Source organism: Skermanella mucosa, assembly GCF_016765655.2.
GTDB classification, from domain to species: domain Bacteria; phylum Pseudomonadota; class Alphaproteobacteria; order Azospirillales; family Azospirillaceae; genus Skermanella; species Skermanella mucosa.
Window position 1 is genome coordinate 3,611,663 of record NZ_CP086106.1, and the last position, 26,858, is coordinate 3,638,520.

Here is a 26,858-nt window from a genome sequence, read left to right on the forward strand (position 1 = left end):
CATGCCAAAACCACCCCGCCCCCATCCCCGGCCCGGCAAGCCCGCGGGCGCTCCCCGGTTCAAACCGGCGGGCCGCCGTGCTCCCGGCAGGCCCGCTCCCGAGCTGACCGACCGGCCCGAGCGGCCCGAGGCGCCCCAGGAGAAGCTGCTCCGGATCACCGGACTGCCGGCGGTCTCCGCGCTTTTCCAGCGCAACGGCCGGCTGGTCGAGCGCCTGTTCTTCGACGAGCGGAACGCCGCAGCCGTCGCCGGCTTCTGCCGGGACCTGGCGAAGGCGCGCAAGCCCTACCGTCAGGTCGATGCCGACGAGCTGGCGCGGGTCGCGGGAACCGTCCTGCACGGCGGGGTCGTGGCGGTGACCCGACCCCGTCCCCTCCCCGCGTTCGATCCGGCCGAAGCCTCCCGTTGGGCCGCGGAGGGCAAGCCGCTGCTGATCCTGGACGGCATCGGCAATCCGCACAACCTGGGTGCCATCGTGCGGACGGCGGCGTTCTTCGGGCTGGAGCGGATCGTCATATCCGACCATCCGGCGCAGGCCGGTCCGTCGGAAGCGAGCTACCGGGTCGCCGAGGGCGGCATGGAGCATGTTCGGCTCTACCGCGCGACCGGATTCGCGCGGGTGCTGAAGCAGCTGGCGTCGAGCTACCGGGTGCTGGGAACCGCGCTGGGGCGCGGCGAATCGCTGGATCAGCCCGCCGACCGCCGGCCCACCGCCATCGTGCTCGGCAACGAGGAGGACGGCCTGGGGCGCGAAACCCTGGATGCCTGCGAGGGAGTCGTGACCCTGTCGGGGTCCGGCCGCGTCCAGTCGCTCAACGTCGCCGCCACCGCGGCCATCCTGATCCACGATCTGACGAGGGCGCGACCCTCCGGCCGCCAAGCCGGACTGGCGTCCGGAGCCCGGGCGCGCTAGAAGAGACGCCGCGCCGGATCGCCGGCGCTTTCGACCGCGCCCGATTTCTCCATTCAGCAGGCCCCTTCCAAAACGCCCATGACCGTCGCCCGTTCGCTCCTGTTCAATATCGCGTTCTTCACCTGGACGACGGTGTGCTGCTTCGGCCTGCTGTGGATGCTGCTGCTTCCGCGCCGGCAGATGGTGCATGTGGTGGAGTGGTACCTGCGAACCGTCCATTTCCTGGAACGCTCGATCCTGGGGCTCGACTACGAGGTGCGCGGGCTGGAGAACGTCCCTCGGCACGGTTCGTATATCCTGGCGGCCAAGCATCAGTCGGCCTGGGAGACCATGAAGCTCCACCTGCTGATCGACGACCCGGCGATCATCCTGAAGCGCGAGCTTCTGTTCCTGCCGATCTGGGGCTGGTACGCCGCCAAGGCCCGGATGATCGCGGTGGACCGGAGTGCCCGCGGCCGGGCCATCGCATCGATGGTCGAGGGTGCCGCCCGGATTAAGTCCGAAGGACGGCCGATCGTGATCTTTCCCCAGGGAACCAGGACGGCGGTGGGACGTTACCTGCCCTACCGGATCGGCGTGGCCGTGCTCTACAAGGACCTGGAACTGCCGATCGTGCCGATGGCGCTGAATTCCGGCGTCTATTGGGGCAGGCGCAGTTTCCGGAAGCACAGCGGCCGGGTGGTGGTCGAGTTCCTGCCGCCGATCGAGCCGGGGCTTAGCCGCGAGGCGGCGCTGGCGGAACTGGAAAGCCGGCTCGAGGCGGCGACCGACCGGTTGGTGATGGAGGCGGGCGGCCCTCCTACGGAGAAGCCGGCCAAGCAGGTGCCCCAAGGAGCGCCGGCCCCTGCCCCTTGAACATTTTCGGCCTGTGGAAAACTCTGTGGATGTGCGCGTTGGCGTTGCACCGCGAAGGGCCTCGCGTGCAAGACGGGACGACCTGTCCAAAGCCTAGGCCACAAAACGAACAAAACATGAACGCGCTAGACTTGACCAGAGGGCGCGAAGGCACCAATTTTCGGGACAAGTTCTGATAGATCCGCGAAAATCCTTGTTGACCAAGGAGTTTGGCGCTTTGATCGCGGCCAGGATCCATGGCGGACGGAGATCGGGATGACTTCGGTGGCAGCCATATCCCAGCAGATCTGGGATATGAAATACCGACTGAAAATGCTTGACGGGCAGCCTGTGGACAAAACGGTCAGCGACACTTGGACTCGCGTGGCCAAAGCCCTGGCCGAGCCCGAAAAAGACCCCGCCGCCTGGGTCTCCCGATTCGCCGAAGCGCTCGCCGATTTCCAGTCCCTGCCCGCGGGCCGCATCCTCGCGGGCGCGGGCACCGGACGCAACGTGACGCTGTTCAACTGCTTCGTCATGGGCCAAATCCCCGACGACATGGGCGGTATCTTCGCCCACCTGCGCGAGGCCGCCCTGACCATGCAGCAGGGCGGCGGCATCGGATATGACTTTTCCACCCTGCGCCCCAAGGGCGCCGCGGTGCTGGGCGTGGGAGCCGACGCCTCCGGTCCGTTGTCCTTCATGGACGTCTGGGACGCCATGTGCCGCACCATCATGAGCGCCGGCCACCGCCGAGGCGCCATGATGGCGACGCTGCGCTGCGACCATCCCGACATCGAAGCCTTCATCGAGGCGAAGCGCGAATCGGGACGGCTCAGGATGTTCAACCTGTCGGTGCTGGTGACCGACTCCTTCATGACCGCCGTCCGCCAGGACGACGCTTGGCCGCTGACCTTCAATGGCACCGTGTTCAAGACCGTGCAGGCCCGCGACCTGTGGGACCGCATCATGCGGGCGACCTACGCCTATGCCGAGCCGGGCGTCATCTTCATCGACCGGATCAATCAGTTCAACAATCTATGGTATGTTGAGGATATTTCCGCAACCAACCCCTGCGGGGAGCAGCCGCTGCCTCCTTATGGCGCCTGCCTGCTCGGATCGATAAACCTCGCGGCGCTGGTGCGGCAGCCGTTCACCGAACAGGCGCACCTGGACATGGACCGGTTGGCGGAACTGGTGCCGCTGGCGGTACGCATGATGGACAACGTGGTCGATGCCTCCCGCTTCCCGCTGCCCGAGCAACTGGCGGAGGCGAAGGCGAAGCGGCGGATCGGGCTGGGCGTCACGGGGCTGGCCGACGCCCTGATCCTGTGCCGGGCGCGCTACGGCAGCGAGCAGGCGGTCGCCCTGACGGAGGAATGGCTGGCGGCCCTGCGACGGCACGCCTATCTGGCATCGACCCGGCTTGCCGCCGAGAAGGGCAGCTTCCCGCTGTTCCACGCGGAGAAGTTCCTGGCTGGCGCCAATGCGCTGACGCTCGACGCGGACATACGCGATGCCATCGCGGCCCATGGCCTGCGGAACGCGCTGCTGACCTCGATCGCGCCGACCGGCACGATCTCGGTGTTCGCCGACAACATCTCCTCCGGGATCGAGCCGGTGTTCGCCTACAGCTACGACCGGAACGTGCTGATGCCCGACGGGTCGCGCCGGCAGGAGGAGGTCTCGGACCATGCCTACCGGCTGTTCCGCCAGACTTTCGGGGATCAGGCTCCCCTGCCCGACTACTTCGTCGACGTGCAGTCGCTCAGCCCGGCAGACCATGTGGTGATGCAGGCGGTCGCCCAGAAATATATCGACAGCAGCATCTCCAAGACGATCAACTGCCCCGAGGACCTGTCGTTCGAGGCGTTCAAGGATGTCTATGTCCACGCCTTCGAACTCGGCTGCAAGGGATGCACGACCTACCGCCCGAACGAGGTGACCGGGTCGGTGCTGTCGGTGAAGAAGGCGGAGGTGAAACCGGAGGAGAAAGCCAAGGCTCCGCCGCCTCCCGCCACTCCGCCGATGCAGGACGCGGGCGCGGTGGTCTACATGACCCAGCCGCTCGACCGCCCGGACGTGCTTCCCGGCCAGACATACAAGGTCCGCTGGCCGGAGAGCGACCACGCCCTCTACATCACCCTGAACGACATCATCCAGGACGGCCGGCGGCGGCCGTTCGAGGTGTTCATAAACTCCAAGAACATGGAGCATTACGCCTGGACCGTGGCGCTGACCCGCATGATCAGCGCGGTGTTCCGGCGCGGCGGCGACATCGCCTTCGTGGTTGAGGAGTTGAAGGCGGTGTTCGACCCGCGCGGCGGCCAGTGGATGAACGGCCGCTACGTCCCCTCCCTCCTGGCCGCCATCGGCGAGGTGATCGAGCGGCACATGATCGGGATCGGCTTCCTGCCCGAACATGGCGACGGCGAGGTGCCGGAACCGGCGCGCCGGGCGGTCGGGGCTCCGGGGGTGCGTCTTCGCCAGTGTCCGCAATGCGGGCAGCCCGGGCTGGTCCGCCAGGAAGGCTGCGACCAGTGCCCCAACTGCGGCTATTCGAAATGCTCCTGACGGAGGCTGGTTCCGGCCGGAGCACTAGTTTCCCGTCGCGACGCCCCGCGTCTCGACGAAGGACTGCATCGCGCGGATCAGATGGTCGCCGTAGCGGATCGGTTCGGAATGAGGTGAATTTCCCTCCGCTGTAATCGGATGCATCACCGCATCGACCGCGGGTTCGAAGAAGAACGGCGCGGAAAAGCGCTCACGGCCGTCGCCCAGCACGCGATGGGCGGTCGCGACGAACCGCTGGTCCGTCCAATGCTGGAGCGCCCCTCCCAGGTTCACCACGAACGAGTTCGGCAGCGGCGGAACGTCGATCCACCGGCCCTGGCCGTTGCGGACCTGGAGTCCGCCGGTATCGTCCTGGTAAAGCAGCGTCAGCAGGCCGGAATCCACATGGTTCTCGGCCATCACCGGCCGCAGTACGCCGCCGTGGAGGACATACCCGTCGGCCACGCCCACCAGCGACGCTTCGGTCCGCGGCGGATAGTGCAGCAACCTCAGCGTCGAGTTGGTCGCCTCGAAGTACGGATCGAACCAGTTCTCCTCCAGGCCCAGGTAGCGGGCCATCGAGCGCATGATGATGATGCCAAGATCCGTCATCGCCGCGTAGTGGGCGGCGATCTCGGCCCGCCAGCCCGGCAGGTCGGCCTCGGCGGGCCAGACGTTGCGTTCGATCAGCGGGTGATCCAGGGGGTAGCGCGGGTCGTCGGCGGCGAAGTCCGGCCCGATGTCGATCCCCTCCTTGAACGACAGGTCGCCGTCCACAGTCGGGAAGTAGCCCCGGTAGCTGTTGTCGTTGGTCGGAACGAAACGCCGACGCGCCAGCGGCCGCCTCCTCTCCTCCGGCAGGTCGAAGAACCGGAACAGGCGGGCGAGCCGGTCCTTCGACGCGAAATCCCCAAGCGCCGCGCCCGATATCACGAGAAAGCCGATCTCCTCGCAGGCCTTGCCGATCGCCTCGTCCACGCCGGCGCGGTCGACCTTTCCCGCTCCTTCCCCGCCGCCGAGAAGGGGCGAGGCGTCGATCACCGGGATTTCGTGGAATGTATGCCGCATCTCCGCCTCCCTGGAACGATGGATCATTTCTGCGCCGACGCCTGCGACTCCAGCCAGCCGTCCACCAGCGGCCGGTTGGCGGCGATCCAGGTCCTGGCGCCTTCCTCCGGGGAGCTGGCTTCGTTAACCTCGGCCATCAAGGAACCCAGGCTGTCGTCGCCCATGTCCCAGGCGTTCAACCAGTCGAGGACTTCCGGGTACTCCTCGCCGAAACCCTTGCGCGACATGAAATGGATGTCGTCGGCCGCGCCATATGCGTTCCTGGGATCCTCCAGGTATTTCAGGTCATACTTGGCGAAGACCCAATGGGGGCTCCACAGCGTCACGACCACCGGCTTCTCCTGTCGGTACGCCCGGTCGAGGGCGCTGATCATCGCCACTTCCGACGAGATCATGAGGTTGTAGTCAAGCCCGTAGGCCTTGATCGCCTGCTCGGTCATCTCCATCAGGGAGGAGCCGGCCTCGATGCCGACGATCCCGTCGGAGGAGCGGCCGTCGCCGAAGGTCGCCGCCTTGTCCTTGAGATCCTCGATGCTGCCGATGCCCATATAGGCCGGCACGACGAGGCCGAGGCGCGCCCCGTGGTACCAGGACTCGTGAAGATCGATATCTTCCTTGAACCGGTCGTAGTAGGCGGCATCGGTGGTCGGCATCCAGATTTCCAGCGCCAGGTCGATGGCATCGGTGGAAAGCCCGGTATAGAGGATCGCCTTCTCGACCGTCTTCAACTCGACCTCGTAGCCCTTCTCCTCAAGCACCTGCTGCCACATGTGACTGACGGCGATCGCCTCCGCCCAGTTGTTCAGGCCGATCCGGATCGGGTCCTTCGCGAATGCGCTCGGCGCCCCCAAAGACGTGATGAGAAAGGCTCCCAGGATCGGGAAAAGATTGAGGCGCCTCATGATGCTGTTCTCCTCGCGTGATGGCTTCCGTGGTCCCGCTTAGGTATTTCGGAACTCCTCTCCTTGTTCCCGTATCTTTTCCCCGAGGTGAGCTTTTCCTTGAGCTTCCCGCAACCGGTCAGCCGAATGCCATCTATCGGAAATGTCTGTGGAACGGACTTCCCGGATCAGCGTCCGATGGATCCGAAGGCCTGTTCGGCGATGATGCCGGCGACCCTGGCCTGATCGTCGAACAGCGGGAGTTCCCCCGGCGCGCTGTCGAAGCCGTCGGCCCAGACATAGCGCGCCGTCCGGGTCTCCATCATGCGGGCGTTGACTCGGACCCGCCCGTCCACGACGCGCACGCTGCCCTCCAGGATGAAGTCGGGGGGCGGCGCGTCGGGGGCGTGCCGGCTGTCCACGACCAGAAGGTGCGGATTTCCCATCAAGGCGCGCTTCAACTCGTCCTGGAGCCCCGACGCCATACCGGTTCCGAGATCGTCGAGCGGAACGAAGGCATCGACTTGGACTGTCGGCACCGGACTGCCCATGCCCCCGGTGTCTCCGGCAAGCGTGACCAGCAAGGTCATGGCCACGACGGCCCCGCCGAGCGCCACCCAGGGCCTCCGGTCGGCCGACCATCGCTTCCGGTCGGGCGCAGTCTCCGCAGCGTCCGCCTCGGACGACGGCACGCGGGTGAAGACCGGGACGTAGGAGCCCTTCGGCAGCTCGATCCGGAGGGTGCTGGCGCTGCCGTCGGTCAGGTAATAGCGTTCCAGACGCCGGCGCAATTGCCCGGCCTCGATGCGGACGACGGGATCGGCCTGGGGGTCGAAACTCTCGTCCCGCCCCAGGACGGACACCGCGATCGCATAGGCCTTGATGCGGTCGGTCCGTCCGGCCAGCGTCTCCTCCACCACGTAGCGCAGGAAGTTCCTGCACCGGGTCGCCCGCCGGAACTCCTCCGTGGCGCAGATGGCGTCGAGATGATCGAGGATTTCCTTGTCGGTGGGTTCCCCTCCCGGCGCCATGGCAGCCACGCTACGTGACCCGCCGGAACAGATCCGGGTATTCGGTGACGAGGCCGTCGCAGTCCACCTCGACGTCGCGCACGAAGTCGCCATCCACCGACTCGTACCGGTAGCGCCGGCCGGGCTCCAGGCAGGTATAGCGCTGGCGGTTGGGCGTCACGGTCAGGTCGGGAGGCGACACATAGGCGGCCAGTATCTCGGCGCTCTCGCCGGCGCGCAGCCCGAGCCGCCGGATCGGCAACGTGTTGGTGAACGGCGTGACGGCGAGATCGACGTCGATCGCCCCCTGGAGCGCCCCGAGCGGCGTCCCGGTGCCGGTGGTCCAGGACCCGGCCCCGTCGCCCGCCACGTGCAGCGACCGGGCGGAGCCGACCAGCCTCACCTCCAGGGTCCTGACCCGCCAGGCCGGATCGCAGGAGATGCGGTAGGTCAGCGCCAGAGGGTCTCCGCCGTCCGGCGTCGCGATGACGGTCGCCTCCGCAACGATGCCCCGGGGCGCCTCCTGGAGCACGAGATGCTCCAGCCCCGTCCCCGCCCAGTCGCGCCAGCGCGCGACGAGGGTTCGCCCGTCGCTCATGCCTGCTCCTTCGTTTGCTTTCCGCCGTCGAACGGGTCCCGGATCGCCTCGACCGCGGCGAACCCGACCGCGCGGCTTGCGGCGTTCGGATCGTCGACCCGGACGACCACGCCCCGGCCGACAAGGTCGATGCCGTTCTCGTTGAACGCCTTGATGATCCGCTGATAGGCCTCGCGCCGGATGGTGAACTGCTCTCCGGGCTTGGCGATGTACTTTACCCCGATGATCACGGCATCGTCCTCCACCCGGCGCACCCCCTGGGACTTCAGCGGCTCGATGAAGCTGGGTCCCATCTCCGGGTCGTCGGACAGTTCGGCGCTGATACGCTTCACCAGCTTCTTGACGAGGTTCAGGTCGGTTTCCGGCGGCACGCGGAACTCCAGCCGCATCAGCGCCCAGTCGCGGGTGTAGTTGGTCAGGGCCTTGATCTGGCCGAAGGGAAGCGTGTGGACCGCGCCGCGGTGGTGGCGCAGCTTGAGCGAGCGGAGCGAGATGTTCTCCACGGTGCCCCGGAGCTGGCCGACCTCGACATAGTCCCCGATATGGAAGGCGTCCTCCAGCAGGAAGAAGATGCCGGACAGGATGTCGGCGATGGTCGACTGGGCACCCAGCCCGATCGCGATGCCGACCACGCCGGCGCCCGCCAGCAGCGGCCCGATGGCTATTCCCAGGGAGGACAGCACGATCATCACGACGACGGCCACCAATGCCACCTGGAGAAACTTGCGGAGCAGCGGCAGCAGGGTCGCCATCCGCTGGGCGGTCCGGCGGTCACGGTCGTTCTGGGACGCGATCAGGCGGTCGAAGCTCCGGATCAGCAGCGCCCAGCCGACATAGCCGAGCAGCAGGATCACGCCGGCGTCGAACAGCAGCCGCAGCGCGATGCCGAACGGGCCCGGCTGCCGCGCGGCGTCGAATCCCCAGAGGAAGGCCGTGGCGACTACCGCCAGAACCAGCAGCGAGACCCAGACTGCCCGCATCAGCCGCACGGTGGTGGCGGACGCCTCGCCGTCGACGGCACCCGCCGATTCGTGGAATCGGGCGACCGGACGGTGCAGCAGCAGGGCGGTCACCGGAACCGCGGCCGCCAGGACGAAGCTGGCCAGCAGGCGGAGGCCCGTGCCCGGCTCCAGCCGCAGCGCCGCGGCGGCGAGCGTCAGCCAAAGGCCGGCGAGGTAGATCGTCGCCAGCACCAGGCCGGTGCCGATCCCGTGGCTGGCGGAAAGGTCGAGATTGAGATACCCGCCGATCAGCGCGGCGATGTCCCGGCGCCGGCTCCAAAGCTGGACCGCCAGGTACAGGAAAGGCAGCGTGCTGATCGGCAGGATCAGGGCGATAAGCGGATCGTATGCCATGCCCAGCGCGTTCAGCAGGTCGAACAGGCCGAGCAGCGCCGCGCTGAGGACGGCGACCCATATGCCGGAGCGGTGGATCGCCGCCGCCGCCTGGTCGCCCACCGGCAGAAGCCTCAGGTCCGGCCGCCCGGGCGCGCACAGGACCCTGAAGATCAGATCGGCGATCAGTACCGTCAGGGCCGCCTGGAGCGCCGCGACGAAGATCGCGGGTGCCGCGGGATGGGTCGGGCGCAGGATCGCATAGGCCAGCAGCAGGCCCGCGACGAACCCGCCGATCCGCAGCAGGTCACGTGCGGCACTCCGCAGCACGCTGCCCGGTGCCGCGGGCGGCAGCCGTGTCAGGGCCACCCAGACCAGGACGCCGGCCGCGAACAGGAACAGGAGCGATACCGCCAGCCGCCATGGCCGGATGGCGGCATCCCGCCCGTTCGGCCGTTCGAACGCATCGGCCAGCGCCGCCGGAATCCGGGGATAGGCCTTGACCACGGCATCCAGGCGCCCGGCGTAGAACGCGAGGGGATTGGATTGCCGGGGAGCCGCGGCCCGGGTCCGCGCCTCCGTCAGCATCCTGTCCCGCAAGGCGGCGCGGACCTGCTCGCCGTCCATGACCGACAACAGGGCGTCCGTCTGCTCGGGCGTCAGCCCTCCGGGAAACGCCTGGATGACCGCATCGACGCCGGCGCCGGACGCCTGGACGGCCGGCTGGGCGGACGCGAGACCGGGGCAGAACCAGGCAGCCAGGAAGAGCGCCAGGAGGATCAGTCTGACGACCACCATCATGACCTTACTGCGGGGCGAACTTCCATGTCCCGTCCGCGATGCGGCAGACCGGCAATATGTAGACCACGTTGCGCCGGCCCACCTCGCTGCTCATCCGGGCATCACGGCAGGGCATCCCGTTACGCTCGTAGCTCCTGACCATGGTGATGGTCCCGCCGTGTCCCGTCTGGGGGTTGGACCAGGGCCTGGACTCACCGTCCGGCGCATTGCGGAGCATGTCCGCTCCGACCTGCATGATGATCTTGGTATCGTCTCCCGAATAATGGGCTTCGCCCAGGCGGCTGCCGAACAGCAACTGCGCTTCCACCGCATCCAAGGGAAGAAGCATCGCCGCGGCCAGCATCAGCAAACCCGATCTTCTCAAAGCCAACCCTCCCTGAAATGCTGTATTCGCCAAAGACGGAAAGCGATGCGCTGCACTGCCGTGAGAGATCAGGTCCATATTCGGCGCTGATCTATAAGGATCCACATGGGAAGGTTATTTCAAGCTCAAGTTAATGGCCAAAGGTATTATAACCATCGGCGATAGAGAGCCGGGATGAATGAAAGTTTATCGTGCGACGGATCGCGGCAAGCTGTCCCGTAGACGGGGGACGATCATGGGAACCGGCCAGAACAAATGCCTTCCGGAAACGGGGGAGTTGTCCGCCTTCTCCGATCCCGTGCCCCCGTCCCAGGTCCGCGAGCAGTTGGACCGCATCTGCGCTTCCGAGGAGTTCCGACGCTGCCACCGGAGCCGGCGTTTCCTCGGCTACATCGTCGAGGAGACGCTGGAAGGCCGAGAGGCCCGCATCAAGGCCTATTGCGTGGCGATATCGGTTCTGGACCGGGACGAGACGTTCGATCCCCAATCCGATCCGCTGGTCCGCATCGAGGCCGCCCAACTCCGCCGCCGGCTGGAGCGATATTATCTCACCCGGGGGTCCGGGGACCCGGTGCTGATCGACCTGCCGAAGGGTGGCTATATCCCGGTCTTCAGCCGGAGGACGCCGGTCGTCCCGGAGGGCGTCACGATGCCGAAGCGCCCTCCGGGCGGACTTGCGGGAGCGTCCATGCTGGCGGCGCTATCGGTCGCCGGCGTCCTGGGCGTGGCATACGCGATCCATGACCCGGATATGGTCGCAGCAGCCCTCGGCGGCCCTATGATCCCTGCGGTCCGGGTCCTGCCCTTCTCACCCGCCGAGGATTCCCGAAGCGCCGAGATGGCTTCCGGAATCGCCGACGAGATCACGCAGGAACTGACGCGCCGCAGGGTGCTCGCCGTGCTTGGAGCCGAGGGTTCCTCGGTCGGGACTTCGCACCGCGCGGACGCGATCCTGACCGGTACGGTACGTACCGGATCAGGCATGGTGCGCGTGACCGCCAGCCTGGTGAGCGCCAGGAACGGGACATACATCTGGACGAAGGCGTACGACAGGCCGGTGGAGGAGCCGGCGCTCGAAGCTCAGGCCCGGGTCGCCGCGGAAATCGGTGCCGACCTGGAGTTGCCGATGAACGGCCAACAAGATCGAGCGCCCGCCCAAACCGTCAATCCCGTCAAGCACATGAACTGGTAAACTACGGTAAACTACGTTCCAGCGGCGCCCACCCTCCGTAGTGTCGCGCGACAAAAACAAGCGCTGGTCAGCCGCGCTCCAAGGTCAGCCCAATCGACGACCCGCTGGACGACCAGCCCGCTCCGATCGTGTTCAGGAGAGTTTCAATGTCGCAGTTTCGGCGCACTTCCGCAGAGTTCCTCGGCACATTCTGGCTGGTCTTCGGTGGGTGCGGAAGCGCCGTGCTGGCCGCCGCGTTCCCGGAGGTCGGAATCGGGCTGGTCGGCGTATCGCTGGCCTTCGGCCTGACGGTGCTGACCATGGCCTACTCGATCGGCCATATCAGCGGCTGCCACCTCAACCCGGCCGTGACCATCGGCCTGTGGGCGGCCAAGCGCTTCCCTACGAAGGATATCCTGCCCTACATCGTCGCGCAGATCGCCGGCGCGATCGTGGCGGCCATCGCCCTGTACGTGGTCGCCAGCGGCAAGGCCGACTACAGCCTCGCGGTCAACGGACTGGCCGCGAATGGCTTCGGCGCGGCTTCGCCCGGCGGCTATACCATGGCGTCGGGAATGCTGATCGAGATCATCCTGACGTTCGGCTTCCTGATCGTGATCCTCGGTTCGACCGACACCAGGGCTCCGGCCGGCTTCGCCCCTCTCGCGATCGGACTGGCGCTTACCCTGATCCACCTGATCAGCATCCCGGTCACCAACACCAGCGTCAATCCGGCACGCAGCACCGGCCCGGCGCTGATCATGGGCGGCGTGGCGCTGCAACAGCTTTGGTTCTTCTGGGTGGCGCCGTTGATCGGCGGCGTGCTTGGCGGCATCGCCTACCGCATGCTGTCGGCTGAGGAGACGGTCGTGAAGCCCGCGATCACGGGCGAGCCGGCACGCTGAGGCGATGGATCAGGAGGGGGCGGCGAGCCGCCTCCTCCGGCCAGGGCGCTCAAGGGGTTGAAACCAGTTTCAATCCGACGATGCCGGTGACGATCAGGGCGACGCAGCCCAGCCGCAGGGCGCCCGCAGGTTCGCCGTGGATCGCGATACCGGCGATGACGGTTCCCACGGTGCCGATGCCGGTCCAGATCGCATAGGCCGTCCCGAGGGGAAGGGTGCGCAGCGCAAGGCCGAGCAGGCCGAGGCTGATCACCATGCTGCCAGCAGTCAGCAGCGACGGGACGAGGCGCGTGAAACCGGCCGTCTGCTTCAGGCCGAGGGCCCAACCGATTTCGAAGATGCCGGCGAGGAACAACAGAACCCAAGCCATCACAGACCTCCCGAGTCCGTGGCTGGGTCGTCCCGGCCTTTAAGAATGGAAAACGCGGGGTCGTCCCCGCGTAGAAGTTATTTATACTGTCCAGGCAGGAAGTCAAGCTTAAGTGAAGTAGACGTGATCGATGAATGTAGGTCGGGTAGAGCGAAGCGGCACCCGACAAAAGCCGGAGTGTTGATGTCGGGTGCCGCTTCGCTCTACCCGACCTACATTCTTTGGCAGTGCATCAATCCCTACACATCAATCCCTGCACATCGGTCAGGAGCCTTTCCAGCCCCCGGTCCGCCATGCCCAGTTCGCGCAGGTGGCCCACGGTGTTCGCCAGATAGTCCAGGTTCGGGCCGCGCTCGCCGACTCCCTGCCGGATATGCCGGACCACGTCGGAGACGCACATATCGCCGCAATATTGCCGGTGGTTCCGATCGGCGACGAAGGTGCAGGCGCTGACGTTGCCGCCCTTGGTCCGGACCCGGAGCAGCTTCGGGTGATAGACGCCGCTGACCATCTCCCGGTCCCACAGGTAATCGAGCGTCCTGTCCACCTGGGCCGCCTCGACCCTGAAGACCATGCCGCGGCAGGACCCGCCGCGATCAAGTCCCAGCACGAGGCCGGGCCGGTCGGGCGTACCGCGGTAGCGGTGGGAATAGACGCAGAACCTGCGGTGATAACCCCGCAGCAGCGCCATACGGCGCTCCGCGAATGGAAATTCCGGGTTCCACATCAGCGAGCCGTAGCCGAACACCCACAGGTCCGTATCGGGCGGAACCATGATCTTGGGAAACGACCGCGCCGCCGGGGAAGCGAAGACCATGAGCGGTTCGCCGGTACAGGCGGCGGGCTCCGGCAAGGAGGGGACGTGGGTCTCGGAGGCGTCCTCCGCGACCGTATCGCGGAATGAATCTTCGGCAGACATGGTCGTCAGATAGTGTCTCCTCGGCGTCGATGCCACGATATCACACATCAAGGCGCCCCTCGACCTTCAACGGCACAACCGGCTATAAGTCAGCCGCCCAACCGTTCAAGGCTTTCCCCATGCGCGCCAAGCCGCTCATCTTCTCGGTCATCCTGCTTGGCCTCGTAGCCGCGGGCTACACGGCGTGGTGGTTCTACCTCGCCGGGCGGGTTCGCGACGGCATCGCCGACTGGGTCGCGCAGCAGCGCGCCGAAGCGGCGCTGATCGAATATCGCGACCTGGAAATCTCCGGGTTTCCCCTGTCCCTGACGGCGAGCGCCGCCGACGTGTCGATCCGCCGGGCGGACGGGCTTCAATGGCGGGGGCCGGCGGTGATCGCCCGCGCGCGCCCCTGGTACCCGCTCGCCATCGGCGTCGAGTTGCCGGGCAGCCATCAGGCCGGATTGGTCCAGGAGGGCAGCGAGCCGGCACTCGCCATCGACGCTCCCGCCGGGGCGAAGGGGACCGTGGACCTGGAGCTTTCCGGGGCCGTGCGCCGGATGACGGTCGATCTCGGCCGGTCGACGGTGACGCTGCCCGACGGGCAGCAGGCGAGCCTGGGCCGGGCGGAACTGGCCGCGGCGTTCCCGGAAACGCCGCCCGCCGACCATGCCGCGACGGCGCTGTCGATCGACGCCCGACTGACAGGCGTCCGGCCGCCGCCGTCGGTCAAGACCCCGCTGGAGGGAGACATCGAGACGGCGGCCGTCAGCGCCCGCATCAAGGGCGCTCTTCCCGATCGCCTCGGCCGGCCGGCCATCGCCGCCTGGAGCGAGAGCGGCGGCACGATCGACGTGGATTCGCTGACGCTGGACTGGGGCCCGCTCCGCATCGCCGGCCAGGGAACGCTGGCGTTCGACGGCGACCTCCAGCCGATCGGGGCGATCAGCGCGACGGTGGAGGGCGTCAACCCGACCATGGACAGCCTCGCCACGGCCGGCATGGTGCGGCCCGGCGACGCCGCCATGGCGAAGATGGCGCTGACCCTGCTCTCCCGCCGGTCGACGCCCGACAACCAGCCGATCGTCGAGGCGTCGCTGACGGCGCAGGACGGCTGGCTCTATTTTGGCCCGATCCGCCTGCTGAGGATTCCCCGGGTCGCGTGGGAGTGAGACTCAGGCCTGCTTGGCGTCGATAACGCCGCGGCGGATCGCCCGGGTGCGGGTGAACAACTCTTCCAGCTTGTCGCCCTCGCCCCAGCGGATCGCGCGCTGGAGCGCCGTCAGATCCTCGTTGAAGCGCTGGATGATCTCCAGCACGGCTTCGCGGTTGTTGAGGAACACGTCCCGCCACATCACCGGATCGCTGGCGGCGATTCGGGTGAAGTCGCGGAAGCCGCCGGCCGAGAACTTGATCACCTCGGACTTGGTGTCCTCCTCCAGGTCGGTCGCGGTGCCGACGATGGTATAGGCGATCAGGTGTGGAAGGTGCGACGTGATGGCCAGCACCTTGTCATGGTGCGAGGCCTCCATGAACTCCAGGTTGGAACCGAAGCGGCGCCACATCTCCGCGACCTTGGCGACCGCCTGCTCGTTGGCTCCGGGCGGCGGCGTCAGGATGCACCAGCGGTTCTCGAACAATTCGGCGAAGCCCGCTTCCGGACCGGAATGCTCGGTGCCCGCCACGGGATGGCCGGGGACGAGATGGACGCCTTCCGGCAGATGGGGGGCCACGTCGCGGATCACCGCCTGCTTGACGGAGCCCACGTCGGTCACGATCGCTCCGGGCCGGCAATGCGGGCCGATCACCGGCGCTATGTCGGCATAGGCGCCGACGGGGGCGCACAGCACCACCAAGTCGGCGTCCTTCACGACCGCGACGGCGTCGGTGCTCGCGTGGGAAACCAGCCCCAGTTCCAGCGCCTTGTCGCAGGTGGCCTGGCTGCGGGCACTGCAGACGATCTCGCGCGCCATGCCGTCCCGGGCCAGCGCCCGCGCCATGGACGAGCCGATCAGGCCGATGCCGATGAAGGCGACCCGGTCGAACAGCGGCGCGCCGGTCCCGGCCCGCACTTCGGCGATGTCGGTCGCGTTCATGCCTCCCCCTTCAGGAAAGCGGCGACGGCATCGACCACGGCCCGCATTTCCTCCTCCGTGCCGATCGACATGCGCAGGCAGTGCGGCAGCCCGTATCCCCCCATCTGGCGCACCAGGATGCCGCGCGCCTTCAGGAACTGCCGGGCGGCTTCGGCCGCCTGGTTGCCGTCCGCCCGATCGCCGTCCAGGGACCGGTTGGCGAAGGAGACCAGGACGAAGTTCGCGATGCTGGGATGGACCTCTAGCCCCAGCTCGGTCAGCCGGGCTCCCAGCCACTCGCGCCAGATCTCGTTGTGACGGCGCGACTCCTCGATGAAGGCCGTATCCTCGACCGCGGCGACGCCGGCGATCTGGGCGGCGGAGTTCACGTTGAAGGGCCCGCGCACCCGGTTCAGCACGTCGGCGATGGCCGGCGGGCAGTAGGCCCAGCCCAGGCGCAGGCCGCCCAGCGCGTAGATCTTCGAGAAGGTCCGGGTCATCACGACATTGCCGAACTCCTCCACCAGCTCGACCCCAGCGGTGTAGTCGGGGCGGTCGACATACTCGGCGTACGCCGCGTCGATCACCAGCACCACATGCTCGGGCAGGCCCGCGTGCAGGCGACGCATCTCGTCAGCGGTCAGGAAGCTGCCGGTCGGGTTGTTCGGGTTGGCGATGAACAGGATCTTCGTGCGCTCGGTCACGTGGGCCAGCAGCGCGTCCACGTCGGCTTTCAACCCCTTCTCGGGCGCCGCGACAGGCGCGGCGCCGACCGACCTGGCGGAGATCGGGTACATCAGGAAGCCATGCGCGCTGTACAGCACCTCGTCGCCCGGACCGGCATAGGCGCGGGTCAGCAGCCCCAGCAGCTCGTCCGAGCCGGTGCCGCAGACGATCCGAGCGGCATCGAGCCCGTAGAGCCGGGCCAGCCCGTCGCGCAGCGCCGTCGATCCACCGTCGGGATACCGGTGCAGTTCCTCAGCCGCCGCCCGGTAAGCCTCCATCGCGCGCGGGCTCGGGCCGAGCGCACCTTCGTTGGACGCGAGGCGGATCAGCCGGTCGACACCGGGAGCATGGGCCTCGCCGCCGACATAGGGGGAAATGTCGAGGATTCCGGGACGGGGAGCCGGAGCAGACATGGCAACGCTACTTTCCTGATGAAATCAGACAGAGGGGAGCGACGGTCCAGAAGCCGAAGCTTCTCGGGAATCAGAGCTTCTTGGGGTCGGCGGAACTTCCGAGCGGCACCGCATAGCCGCCGATCGGCGTCGTCCGCAGCAGGATATCGCCCATGTTGGCCGCGAAGGCGGCCAGCCGCTTGTCCTGAAGATCCACATAGTCGGCGACCTCGACCAGATGGAGCGGGCCGCCGCCGGTTTCCCGGCCGGTCCAGCTCCGGAAGCTGACGGTGGTCAGGCCGGCGGCCTCCAGCGCCTCCTTCAGGCGCCCGCGGCTGCGGTCCTCGGTCAGCTCGATGCCCAGCAGCGTTCGGTCGTCGCCGGTGCGCTCGTGCTGGATCAAGGCTATGGCGAGCGCGTCCCGGTCGTCGCCGCGGGCATTGCCGCGGCCGCAGAACGGCAGGCTGGCGACCACCCGCGGGGTCTTGGAGTCCTGGTTCATCAGGTAACGCCACCAGGGATCGTGGTCGTCCTCCTCCGGCATGGGCACCACGCCGACCGTCGCGGTACCGTCGGCGACGGCGCGGATCGCCGCGGCCGGCGTGTTGACCGCCGTCATCGGGATCGAGCTGCCGTAGTGGTCGCGGGCGACGTCCCAGAATCCGCGCCGGTCCTCCGGCGCGTAGACCGCGATGGCGAACGGGCCCTGGATGCGGGAGAAGGTCGCGATCATCTCCCGCCACAGCCGGGCCACCACCTGCATCGGGAAGGGTCCGGTATGGCGTGCGGCGAGTCGGCGCAGGATCGTGGCTTCGCGCCCGGGCCGGACGATCTGGTTGTCCGGCCGCTTGGCGATGCCGACCAGTTCCACCACCTGGGCGCGACGCATGATCAGATCATGGATCTTGTCATCGATTTCATCGATCTCGCGACGCAGTTCATCAAGCGATGGCGTTGGTGAGGACATGGACTTCAGATCTTGCCGGTCAGGGAGTGGACGGAGCGGTCAACGCAGCCGGATAGTAGTAGTCTCGACCCTTGGCAAAATCAAAGAAAACGTTGACACCCCCATGGCTTGCTCCGTAGCTATGCGGCTTCCTGGCCAGCAGCTTTGCCCCTACCCTTTCGAAGCAGGTTCGCCCGACCGATGAACGCGTCCATTCCGTTTCGCCAGCCGCCGGGCGTCGCCGAGGCTGCCGGTTCCGTTTCGGAGGGGACGAACCGGCGGGTCGTGCTGGGGGCCGACCGGCCGATGCGGCTGGACTGCGGCGTCGAGCTGGCGAACTTCACCGTTGCCTACAGCACCTTCGGGACGCTGAACGCGGACAGGTCGAACGCGGTGATGGTCTGCCATGCGCTGACCGGCGACCATTTCGTGACCGACTACCATCCAGTCTCGGGCAAGCCCGGGTGGTGGAGCATGCTGGTCGGCCCCGGGCGGCCGATCGACACCAACCGATATTTCGTCATCTGCTCCAACGTGATCGGCGGCTGCATGGGCAGCATCGGCCCGGCCGAGACCGATCCCGCGACCGGCAAGCCTTATGGCCTGGGCTTCCCGGTCATCACGATCGCCGACATGGTGCGGGCGCAGAAGCTGCTGGTCGACCATCTCGGCATCGACAAGCTGTTCTGCGTGGTCGGCGGGTCCATGGGCGGCATGCAGGTGCTGCAATGGGCGGTCAGCTATCCGGACCATGTCTTCGCGGCGCTTCCGATCGCGACCGCCGCCCGCCATTCGGCCCAGAACATCGCCTTCCACGAGGTCGGGCGGCAGGCGATCATGGCCGATCCGGACTGGTGCGGCGGCGACTACCTGAACCAGGGGATGCGGCCGCACCGCGGGCTCGCGGTGGCGCGCATGGCCGCGCACATCACCTACCTGTCGGAGGCGGCGCTTCACCGCAAGTTCGGCCGCAACCTGCAGAACCGGCAGGCGGTGACCTACGGTTTCGACGCCGACTTCCAGGTGGAGAGCTATCTGAGGCACCAGGGCATCACCTTCGTCGACCGGTTCGACGCCAACTCGTACCTGTATATCACCCGGGCGATGGATTATTTCGACCTGGCGGCGGAGCATGGCGGCGTCCTTGCCAACGCCTTCCGGTACAAGGACGGCCCGACGCCGGTACGGTTCTGCCTGACCTCGTTCTCCAGCGACTGGCTGTTCCCGACCACAGAATCCCGGGCCGTCGTCCACGCGCTGAACGCGGTGGCAGCCAACGTCAGCTTCGTCGAGGTCGCTACCGACAAGGGGCACGACGCCTTCCTGCTGGACGAGCCGGAATTCCACCAAGTGGTGCGGGGCTTCCTGGACGGCTGCGCCGAGCACAGGGGCCTGACCAGGCGGCGGGCGGCCACGGCATGAGCCCGCTCGACGACACCTCCTCCCGGAACCGCCGTTCCGGAACGATCCGCCTCGACCTCAAGCTGATCGCCGACATGGTCGAGCCGGGCAGCCGGGTGCTGGACATCGGCTGCGGCGACGGCGCGCTGCTCGATTTCCTGGTCCACGAAAAGGGCGTGGACGGCCGGGGGATCGAGCTGAGCATGGACGGGGTGCATACCTGCGTCAGCCACGGCCTGTCGGTGATCCAGGGCGACGCCGAGACGGACCTGAAGGACTATCCGAGCGGCGCCTTCGACTATGTCATCCTCAGCCAGACCCTGCAGGCAATGCGGGCGCCCCGCACCGTGCTGGAGGAACTGGTTCGGATCGGCGACCGGGCCATCGTCTCGTTCCCGAATTTCGGCTACTGGCGGATCCGCATGGCGCTGCTGTGGCTCGGCCGCATGCCGGTGACGGAGCGGCTGGGCTATGAATGGTACGAGACGCCGAACATCCATTTCTGCACGATCAAGGACTTCACCAGCCTGTGCGACCGGCTGGACATCACGATCGACCGCAGCGTGATCCTCGGTCGCGACAACCGCCCTACGCGCCTGGCATCGGCCGACGGCATCGCCAACTTCTTCGGCGAGCAGGGCGTCTTCATGCTGCGCCGGAACGGCAGGCAGGGTTGATTCGGGCGGACGCCCTGATCAGAAGCTGACGCAGGCCGGGCGTGTCATGGTCAGCACGGACTGTTGGTCGAAGCGCCGCTTGTAGGCGTCGGCGACCTCCGCGACACGGGGACGGTCCCGGGCCGCATCGGACAGGACGACCACCAGAACCTTGCTCGGCTCCCGCACGATGGTGCCGTTGCCGGTGTCCCGCCACTGGCCTCCGGCATCCAGGACCGTAAGGCCGTCGGGGAAGCGCGGCGTCACCTCCTCGTCCAGAAAGCGGCTCCAGTCGGCGTCGGTCACGCCCAGGCTGTCCCCGATGTTGCGCCCGAACACGACTTCCGCCACGAGGCCGGGATTCGCGCCGGGGCCGCAGCCGGTCGCCATAGGGCCGGCGCAGCCGCCGAGCAGGGCACCCGCCAGCGCCACCGACATCACCCGGTTCCGCATCGCCTGTCCTCCGTCACGTGACCTCCAGGGAATGTACGCGGACATCGGCTGTTGTTCATACGGAATCTGCCGGAGGAAAGCCCTTATGCGCATGTACGTCTTCGCCGCCATCCTGTCACTCGCTTTCGCGTCTCCGGCCGCCTTGGCCCAGACCACGGCCCAGGCACCGGCCAACCCGAGCAACGATCCGGCCGAACGGCCCCTGATGACGGCTCCGCAGCCCGGCGACCAGACGACGACCGATCCGGTCACCCCGACTCCAGGCATTTCCGGCGAGGCGCCGAGCCGGGAATTGACTGGCCAGGGCAATACCGGCGTGCCGGGAGGCACCCCCCAGGCGGAGGATGCGCCCGCCGAAATGACCGGACCCGGAGAGGCCCAGAGCGAAGGGGCCAACCCTCCCCCGTCCACCGGCACGCCACCAACGGCGCAGCCCCCTCAACGGTGATGCGGCTCAGGCGCCGACGCGGCGCCTGAGCTCGGCCAGCCATGCCTCGACCCGCCGACGGTTGACCCCCATGTCGGAATAGCCGAACCGCGAGCGGCTATAGATGGCGACAGTCGACCCGCCGTCTCCCGCGGGCAGGATCGCGACGTCGATATAGTCGGGAAAGCGCAGCACGGCGCTGCGCTGGACCAGCAGCATCCGCATTCCGTCGGGCGATCGTTCCAGCAGGGCCGTGCGCGGTGCCTCCCCGGCCAGCGCGAGCATGGCGTCGCGCAGCCGTTCCGCCGGGACCGGGAACACGGGACTCTCGGCGTCCGGCGCGGCCTTCGGAGTCGTTCCCGGAGGCGCGACCAGGAACTGGTTCGGGGTGGATGCGCGCTCGATAGCCGCGAAATCGGCCAGGGCACGCTCACCCGGCGCCCCGTCGGCCCAGGGTCCGAGCTGCCAGCCATACCAGCCGACGGCCGCGAGGAGGATCACGGCCAGCAAGGCTCTGGCGACGGACTTCAACATGTCGGCTCCCGAGGAAATGGAAAAGCGCGGTCCGGACCCGGAACGGCCCCGGCGACGGGTGTAACTTCGCGGAGGGCGCCGGGCAAGGCCGATCCGGCCCCTTGCCAATCCGCATCGGATGCGCCATTTGCGCAGTTTGGTCCATGAAGGCAAGCACCATACAGATGAGCACGTCGCAGCAGCACCTCCCCCGCCCCGTCCATGTCATCGGCGGCGGCCTCGCCGGCAGCGAAGCAGCCTGGCAGATCGCCTCGGCCGGCGTCCCGGTCGTGCTGCACGAGATGCGCCCCGTGCGCAAGACCGACGCCCACCAGACGGACGGTCTGGCGGAAATGGTATGCTCCAACTCATTCCGCTCCGACGATGCCGAATACAACGCGGTCGGCCTCCTGCACGAGGAAATGCGGCGCTGCGGATCGCTGATCCTGCGTTGCGCCGATGCCCACAAGGTGCCGGCGGGCGGCGCGCTGGCGGTAGACCGCGATGGTTTCTCGGCCGCCGTCTCCGAAGCGCTGGCGAACCATCCGCTGGTCACCATCGTCCGGGAGGAGGTCGCCGGCCTGCCGCCTGCCGATTGGGACAGCGTGATCGTCGCGACCGGTCCCCTGACCTCTCCGGCGCTGGCCGAGGCGGTCCGGGAACTGACCGGCGAGGAGAGCCTGGCCTTCTTCGATGCGATCGCGCCGATCGTCTACAAGGAGAGCATCGACCTGTCCAAGGCGTGGTTCCAGTCGCGCTACGACAAGCCCGGCCCCGGCGGCACCGGCCAGGACTATATCAACTGCGCGATGGACAGGGAGCAGTACGAGGCCTTCATCCAGGCCCTGCTCGACGCGCCCAAGACCGACTTCAAGGAGTGGGAGAAGAACACCCCCTATTTCGAGGGTTGCCTGCCAATCGAGGTGATGGCGTCCCGCGGCATCGACACCCTGCGCTACGGCCCGATGAAGCCGGTCGGCCTGACCAATCCCCACACCGGCGGCCGCTCCCACGCGATCGTCCAGCTTCGGCAGGACAATGCGCTGGGCACGCTCTACAATCTGGTCGGCTTCCAGACCAAGATGAAATATGCCGACCAGACCCGGGTGTTCCGCATGATCCCCGGGCTCGAGAATGCCGAGTTCGCGCGCCTGGGAGGTCTGCACCGCAATACCTTCCTGAACAGCCCCAAGCTGCTAGACCGCGAAATGCGCCTGAAGGCGATGCCGAACCTGCGTTTCGCCGGTCAGGTGACCGGCGTGGAAGGTTACGTCGAGTCCGCCGCCATCGGGCTGCTGACCGGCCGCTTCGCCGGGGCCGAGCGGCTGGGCAGAACCTGTGCCGCTCCGCCGGCGACGACCGCGCTCGGCGCACTGCTGAACCACATCACCGGCGGTGCCGACGCAGAGACCTTCCAGCCGATGAACGTCAATTTCGGCCTGTTCCCGGACCTGGAAGGCAAGGTCAAGGGCCGGGACCGCAAATTGGCCTATACTAGGCGAGCGCTGAACGACCTGGATGGCTGGCTGGGAACGAGGCAGGCGGCAGAGTAATTTCCCAGGGTATTATCTGTGGAGCGGCTCACAACCGTCCGATCCGAAACGGGTACGCGTCGAGGAACATTCCGGGAAGATGGACAAGCCTGAAGAACGGCAGATGATCGCGGCCGACCTTTCGGCGATCGGAAGGATCGGCGCCGTGCCATCGATCCTGGAAGTGGTTGCGGAGACCACCGGCATGGGCTTCGTGACGGTCGCCCGTGTCACGGAGGGCACCTGGACGGCCTGCGCTGTCCTGGACAGGATCAGCTTCGGGCTGCGGGTCGGGGGCGAACTCGACGTGAGCACGACGCTGTGCAGCGAAGTGCGGGACAGCCGCCTTCCCATCATCATCGACGATGCGGAGGAAGACCCCCGCTACTGCGATCATCACACGCCGAAGCTTTTCAACATCAGGAGCTACATCTCTTATCCGATCTTCAGGGTGAACGGCGATTATTTCGGGACCCTGTGCGCCGTAGACCGCCGGCCGACAAAGGTTTCCGATCCCCGGATCACCGCAATGATGGAATCCTTCTCCAGGCTTATCGGGATGCAGCTGGAAACCGAGGAAAGGCACCTCAGGGCCCAGGCGGACCTGCTGGACGAGCAGCAGACTTCGGAATTGCGCGAGCAGTTCATCGCGGTGCTCGGCCATGATCTGCGCAACCCGCTGTTCGCCATCGAGTCGGGCGCCAACCTGCTCCTGCGCAGGCCGCTCGATCCGACCTCGCTCTCGATCGTCGAGCATATGCGGGCGAGCAGCCTGCGCGCTTCCCGGCTGGTCGGCGACGTGCTCGATTTCGCCCGCGGGCGGCTGGGCGGCGGCATTCCCCTGGATATCGAGGAGGCGCCAAACCTTGAGCAAACCCTGCGGCACGTGATCGCGGAGCTGCAGGCGATCCATCCGGACCGCAGCATCCGCAACACCTTCGACATCTCCGAGACCGTGTCCTGCGACCCGGACCGGATCGCCCAGCTGCTGTCGAACCTGCTGACCAACGCCGTGACCCACGGCGCATCGGACCAGCCGGTGGATGTCTCGGCGGACACGGGCGGCGGAAGCTTCGTCCTCTCGGTCACCAACCAGGGACCGCCCATCCCCGCCGACATGCTGCCGAAGCTGTTCCGGCCGTTCCAGCGCTCGGTCGCCGCCGCCCCGCGGGACGGGCTGGGAATCGGCCTTTACATCGCCTCCCAGATCGCGGAGTCCCATGGCGGCCGGATGGACGCGTTCTCCTCGGCGGAATGCGGCACGACCTTCAGGTTCTCCATGCCGCTGCGGGGCGGCCGGACCGGTTAATACCTGCCCGTCATCGCCCGCCACGCCAGCCGGGCCTGCCGGAACGGGTTGGGCATTTGGACGCGGGGGGCGAAGACGTCGTTACCGGCCTTAGCGATGACGCCCAGGTAAATGTCGGCAAGGGTCGCGGTCAGCAGCGCCGGATATCCGGCGCGCGGCACCTGTCCGCGCAACGCCCGAGCCTCCTCCAGATGGGTCCGCGCCATCCCGGCGACCTCGGACACGACGCCCTTCAACCCTTCCGGCGGTTTCAGGTCGAACAGGCTGCGCTCCGACACGCCATGGCGCTCCAGCACGTCCCTGGGCAGGTAGAGCCGGTGACCACGGGCATGGAAGGGCACCGCGCGCAGCAGGCCGGTGAGCGCCCAGGCGATGCCGACATGGCGGGCCGCTATGGCGGCCGGAGCGTCCCGGACTCCCAGGATCTCCAGCGCGAGCTTGGCCAGCGGAGCCGAAGTCACTTCCGCGTAGCTGGCCAGGCAGGTCTTGTCGGCCGGCGGCTCGTCGGACAGGTCGGCTTCCCGGCCATCGATCAGAGTCTCGAAATGGGCGCGGGTCAAATCGAAGCGGCGGATCGCGTCGGCCAGCGGTGCCAGCACCTCGTGACGGCGTCCGGCCCCGGCATAGACCTCGCCGATGCTGTCATGCCACCACTGGAGCCGGATCTGGCCGAGGACGGGTTCGGTCACCACCTCCCTGGTCTTGGCGATCTCCAGGTTGAAGGCGTAGAGCGCGAACAGCGCCTCGCGCCGGTCGGGCGGGGCGAACAGGCAGGTCAGGAACCGGTCGTTGTCGTACTTCCGGACCTCCTGACCGCAATAGGAAAGGGCCGCGTCGGAGTTAGCCATGAAATTTCGAGGGAAGCCGCATCGTGACGAAGGAAACCAGTGCCAACATGCTCTATAGTGGACCTCTGGCGCCATGACATATTGGCCTCGCGCGGCTGATCGGCCAGACCCTGTAGCCCGACCTCGCTCAACGCGGACACCCATGGCCGAGTTCAACATCGCACCGCCCGCCACAGGAAGCACCGAACCGTCGGCGAAAAAGGACGCGAGCGGGGAGAATTTCCCGGTCGCGTCGCGGCTGCTGCCGAAACGCCTCCGCCCGCACGTCATGGCCTTCTATCATTTCGTGCGCCTGGGCGACGACATCGCGGACGATCCCGACCTCGAGCCGGAACTGAAGCTGAGCCACCTGGACGCGCTGGAGCGCGCGCTGGTCAAGGGCGAGGCCCACAGCGCCTATCTCCAGCCCGCGCTGGACCTGCACGCCAGCCTGAAGCTGACGCGCATCCCCGACACCCACGCTCGGCAGGTGCTCCAGGCCTTCCGGCGCGACGCCAAGAACACGCCGTGCCGGACCTGGAGCGACCTGATGCTCTATTGCCGCTATTCGGCGGCGCCGGTCGGCCGCTATCTTCTTGATCTCCATGGCGAGGGGGCCAAGGCGGTCGGGCCGTCGGACGCGCTGTGCGCGGCGCTCCAGATCCTCAACCATCTCCAGGACTGCCGGGAGGACTGGGTCGACCTGGGCCGCTGCTATATCCCCCGGATCTGGTTCGAGCAGTCGAAGGTCAGCCCGGAACGGCTGGTCGAGCGCAGCTCGAACGACCAGTTGCGAGCGATCCTGGACCGCACCCTGGACGAGGTGGACAAGCTTCTGGAGCGCGCGGCGCCGCTTCCCGGCCTGGTCGTCCATCGCGGGCTCCGTCTGGAAAGCGCCGTGATCCTCAGCCTCGCGCGGGCGCTGTCGCGGCAGCTCCGCCGGCAGGACCCGCTGGCCCGCCGGGTCAAGCTGACCACGCCCGCCAGGGTGGTCGCGACGTTCCAGGGCATCGTGGCCGGACTGAGCACCAGATGACTGCACAGATGGCCGATTCCGCCGCCCCGGGAGAGATCGCGGGGAAGTCCGGCACGACCTTCTTCTGGCCCATGCTGCTGCTGCCCCGGCGCAAGCGCGCCGCCATGTTCGCGATCTATGCCTTTTGCCGGCAGGTCGACGACATCGTCGACGAGCCGGGGCCGGTGGAGGAGAAGCGCGCGGCGCTGGCCGCGTGGCGGGAACAGATCCGCTCCCTCTATCTGGGCGGGGCGCCGGTCGGGCCGGTCGCCGCCGGCCTCGCCGACGCCATCGCCCGCTACCATCTGCCTCGCGGCGAGCTGGAAGCGGTGATCGACGGCATGGCGATGGACCTGGGCACTCCCCTGCGGGCGCCGCCGCTCGATACGCTCCGCGTCTATTGCCGGCGGGTCGCCGGCGCGGTCGGGCTGCTGACGATCCGGGTGTTCGACCGGGCCGACGCCGAGACCGAGGCCTTCGCGCTGGCCGTCGGCGACGCGCTCCAGATGACCAACATCCTGCGCGACCTGGAGGAGGACGCATCGATCGGACGCCTCTATCTCCCGCGCGAGCTTCTGGTCCGCGCCGGCATCACCGCGACCGATCCGGCGGAGGTGCTGCGCCACCCCAACCTGGGCAAGGCATGCGACGCGCTGGCGGACATGGCGGAAGCCCGGTTCGCCGAGGCCGACCGCCTGATGGCAGGCTGGCCGAGGCGCCGGCTGTGGGCGGCCCGGGCCATGATGATGCTGTACCGGCGCATGCTGGAGCGGCTGCGGGCGAGGGGCTGGCACGACGTGGGAAGACGGCCGCACCTGCCCCGGACGGAGAAGGCCTGGGTGACGCTGCGCTGCATGGTCGGACGGCCACCCCGGAGTTGACGCCG

At 67.5% G+C, this 26,858-nt stretch carries 27 protein-coding genes; 13 read left to right on the plus strand and 14 right to left on the minus strand.

Going from position 1 to position 26,858, the window contains the following annotated elements; translation table 11 throughout:
• Position 1 precedes the first annotated feature (1 nt).
• From JL100_RS16625 to JL100_RS16635, 3 genes are all read left to right on the plus strand, one after another.
• Positions 2-913, plus strand: a complete 912-nt coding sequence (locus tag JL100_RS16625) for a TrmH family RNA methyltransferase (RefSeq protein ID WP_202678554.1) — start codon at positions 2-4, stop codon at positions 911-913.
• Positions 914-991: 78 nt separating this feature from the next.
• The gene (locus JL100_RS16630) at positions 992-1,768 is read left to right on the plus strand and encodes a lysophospholipid acyltransferase family protein (RefSeq protein WP_202678555.1); all 777 of its coding nucleotides are present in this window, start codon (positions 992-994) and stop codon (positions 1,766-1,768) included.
• 255 nt (positions 1,769-2,023) lie between these two features.
• Positions 2,024-4,321, plus strand: coding sequence for an adenosylcobalamin-dependent ribonucleoside-diphosphate reductase (locus JL100_RS16635; protein ID WP_202678556.1), 2,298 nt, complete (start codon positions 2,024-2,026; stop codon positions 4,319-4,321).
• Positions 4,322-4,345: 24 nt separating this feature from the next.
• Here the strand turns inward: JL100_RS16635 and JL100_RS16640 are convergent, their stop codons facing one another.
• From JL100_RS16640 to JL100_RS16665, 6 genes are all read right to left on the minus strand, one after another.
• Complete coding sequence (locus tag JL100_RS16640; RefSeq protein ID WP_202678557.1) at positions 4,346-5,368, minus strand: isopenicillin N synthase family dioxygenase; 1,023 nt, start codon at positions 5,366-5,368, stop codon at positions 4,346-4,348.
• A 23-nt stretch (positions 5,369-5,391) separates the two neighbouring features.
• Positions 5,392-6,270: a glycine betaine ABC transporter substrate-binding protein gene (locus tag JL100_RS16645; RefSeq protein WP_202678558.1), complete on the minus strand. Its 879-nt coding sequence runs from the start codon at positions 6,268-6,270 to the stop codon at positions 5,392-5,394.
• 167 nt (positions 6,271-6,437) lie between these two features.
• Positions 6,438-7,289: a hypothetical protein gene (locus tag JL100_RS16650; protein ID WP_202678559.1), complete on the minus strand. Its 852-nt coding sequence runs from the start codon at positions 7,287-7,289 to the stop codon at positions 6,438-6,440.
• A gap of 1 nt (position 7,290) precedes the next feature.
• Positions 7,291-7,857, minus strand: coding sequence for a putative glycolipid-binding domain-containing protein (locus tag JL100_RS16655; RefSeq protein WP_202678560.1), 567 nt, complete (start codon positions 7,855-7,857; stop codon positions 7,291-7,293).
• On the minus strand, positions 7,854-9,989 hold the full coding sequence (locus JL100_RS16660) for a mechanosensitive ion channel family protein (protein ID WP_228420757.1): 2,136 nt from the start codon (positions 9,987-9,989) through the stop codon (positions 7,854-7,856). Before JL100_RS16660 ends, JL100_RS16655 begins: the two co-directional genes overlap by 4 nt.
• A gap of 7 nt (positions 9,990-9,996) precedes the next feature.
• Entirely contained in the window at positions 9,997-10,335 is a 339-nt protein-coding gene (locus JL100_RS16665; RefSeq protein ID WP_228421367.1) for an RT0821/Lpp0805 family surface protein, read from the minus strand.
• Positions 10,336-10,633: 298 nt separating this feature from the next.
• Here JL100_RS16665 and JL100_RS16670 point away from each other — a divergent pair, with 298 nt between their 5' ends.
• Both JL100_RS16670 and aqpZ read left to right on the plus strand, forming a co-directional pair.
• On the plus strand, positions 10,634-11,548 hold the full coding sequence (locus tag JL100_RS16670) for a hypothetical protein (RefSeq protein ID WP_202678563.1): 915 nt from the start codon (positions 10,634-10,636) through the stop codon (positions 11,546-11,548).
• A gap of 146 nt (positions 11,549-11,694) precedes the next feature.
• Positions 11,695-12,432 (plus strand): aquaporin Z, encoded by a 738-nt coding sequence (gene aqpZ / locus JL100_RS16675; protein ID WP_202678564.1) that lies wholly within the window; start codon positions 11,695-11,697, stop codon positions 12,430-12,432.
• Positions 12,433-12,481: 49 nt separating this feature from the next.
• On the opposite strand, the gene JL100_RS16680 is transcribed toward aqpZ, so the two are convergent.
• Positions 12,482-12,802, minus strand: coding sequence for a DMT family transporter (locus tag JL100_RS16680; protein WP_202678565.1), 321 nt, complete (start codon positions 12,800-12,802; stop codon positions 12,482-12,484).
• A 232-nt stretch (positions 12,803-13,034) separates the two neighbouring features.
• Positions 13,035-13,721, minus strand: coding sequence for a gamma-glutamylcyclotransferase (locus JL100_RS16685; protein ID WP_228420758.1), 687 nt, complete (start codon positions 13,719-13,721; stop codon positions 13,035-13,037).
• 119 nt (positions 13,722-13,840) lie between these two features.
• On the opposite strand from JL100_RS16685, the gene JL100_RS16690 reads away from it, so the two are divergent.
• A complete protein-coding gene (locus JL100_RS16690) occupies positions 13,841-14,872 on the plus strand; it encodes a DUF2125 domain-containing protein (protein WP_202678566.1) in 1,032 nt (343 codons plus the stop codon).
• A gap of 3 nt (positions 14,873-14,875) precedes the next feature.
• Here the strand turns inward: JL100_RS16690 and JL100_RS16695 are convergent, their stop codons facing one another.
• From JL100_RS16695 to JL100_RS16705, 3 genes are all read right to left on the minus strand, one after another.
• Entirely contained in the window at positions 14,876-15,796 is a 921-nt protein-coding gene (locus JL100_RS16695) for a prephenate/arogenate dehydrogenase family protein (protein WP_202678567.1), read from the minus strand.
• Positions 15,793-16,914, minus strand: coding sequence for a histidinol-phosphate transaminase (hisC, locus tag JL100_RS16700; protein ID WP_202678568.1), 1,122 nt, complete (start codon positions 16,912-16,914; stop codon positions 15,793-15,795). The genes JL100_RS16695 and hisC overlap by 4 nt, the downstream gene beginning before the upstream one ends.
• 70 nt (positions 16,915-16,984) lie before the next feature.
• On the minus strand, positions 16,985-17,860 hold the full coding sequence (locus JL100_RS16705) for a chorismate mutase (RefSeq protein ID WP_202678569.1): 876 nt from the start codon (positions 17,858-17,860) through the stop codon (positions 16,985-16,987).
• A gap of 180 nt (positions 17,861-18,040) precedes the next feature.
• On the opposite strand from JL100_RS16705, the gene metX reads away from it, so the two are divergent.
• Both metX and metW read left to right on the plus strand, forming a co-directional pair.
• The gene (gene metX / locus JL100_RS16710) at positions 18,041-19,261 is read left to right on the plus strand and encodes a homoserine O-acetyltransferase MetX (protein ID WP_202678570.1); all 1,221 of its coding nucleotides are present in this window, start codon (positions 18,041-18,043) and stop codon (positions 19,259-19,261) included.
• Positions 19,258-19,917 carry a methionine biosynthesis protein MetW gene (gene metW / locus JL100_RS16715; RefSeq protein WP_202678571.1) on the plus strand — a complete coding sequence of 220 codons (660 nt, stop codon included), beginning with the start codon at positions 19,258-19,260 and terminating at the stop codon, positions 19,915-19,917. The genes metX and metW overlap by 4 nt, the downstream gene beginning before the upstream one ends.
• Before the next feature lie 18 nt (positions 19,918-19,935).
• On the opposite strand, the gene JL100_RS16720 is transcribed toward metW, so the two are convergent.
• On the minus strand, positions 19,936-20,349 hold the full coding sequence (locus JL100_RS16720) for a DUF3574 domain-containing protein (RefSeq protein ID WP_202678572.1): 414 nt from the start codon (positions 20,347-20,349) through the stop codon (positions 19,936-19,938).
• A gap of 85 nt (positions 20,350-20,434) precedes the next feature.
• On the opposite strand from JL100_RS16720, the gene JL100_RS16725 reads away from it, so the two are divergent.
• On the plus strand, positions 20,435-20,797 hold the full coding sequence (locus tag JL100_RS16725) for a hypothetical protein (protein WP_202678573.1): 363 nt from the start codon (positions 20,435-20,437) through the stop codon (positions 20,795-20,797).
• Between the two features lie 6 nt (positions 20,798-20,803).
• Here JL100_RS16725 and JL100_RS16730 read toward each other — a convergent pair whose 3' ends face one another.
• Positions 20,804-21,310, minus strand: coding sequence for a DUF1499 domain-containing protein (locus JL100_RS16730; RefSeq protein WP_202678574.1), 507 nt, complete (start codon positions 21,308-21,310; stop codon positions 20,804-20,806).
• Between the two features lie 164 nt (positions 21,311-21,474).
• Between JL100_RS16730 and trmFO the strand changes: the two genes are divergently transcribed.
• Positions 21,475-22,842, plus strand: a complete 1,368-nt coding sequence (trmFO, locus tag JL100_RS16735; protein ID WP_202678575.1) for a methylenetetrahydrofolate--tRNA-(uracil(54)-C(5))-methyltransferase (FADH(2)-oxidizing) TrmFO — start codon at positions 21,475-21,477, stop codon at positions 22,840-22,842.
• Between the two features lie 79 nt (positions 22,843-22,921).
• Positions 22,922-24,130, plus strand: coding sequence for a GAF domain-containing sensor histidine kinase (locus JL100_RS16740; RefSeq protein ID WP_202678576.1), 1,209 nt, complete (start codon positions 22,922-22,924; stop codon positions 24,128-24,130).
• Here JL100_RS16740 and JL100_RS16745 read toward each other — a convergent pair.
• Positions 24,127-24,978, minus strand: a complete 852-nt coding sequence (locus tag JL100_RS16745; RefSeq protein WP_202678577.1) for a phytoene/squalene synthase family protein — start codon at positions 24,976-24,978, stop codon at positions 24,127-24,129. The genes JL100_RS16740 and JL100_RS16745 overlap by 4 nt on opposite strands.
• A gap of 142 nt (positions 24,979-25,120) precedes the next feature.
• Here JL100_RS16745 and JL100_RS16750 point away from each other — a divergent pair, with 142 nt between their 5' ends.
• The gene (locus JL100_RS16750; RefSeq protein WP_202678578.1) at positions 25,121-25,993 is read left to right on the plus strand and encodes a squalene/phytoene synthase family protein; all 873 of its coding nucleotides are present in this window, start codon (positions 25,121-25,123) and stop codon (positions 25,991-25,993) included.
• Positions 25,990-26,853 carry a presqualene diphosphate synthase HpnD gene (gene hpnD, locus JL100_RS16755; RefSeq protein WP_202678579.1) on the plus strand — a complete coding sequence of 288 codons (864 nt, stop codon included), beginning with the start codon at positions 25,990-25,992 and terminating at the stop codon, positions 26,851-26,853. Before JL100_RS16750 ends, hpnD begins: the two co-directional genes overlap by 4 nt.
• Positions 26,854-26,858: the final 5 nt, after the last annotated feature.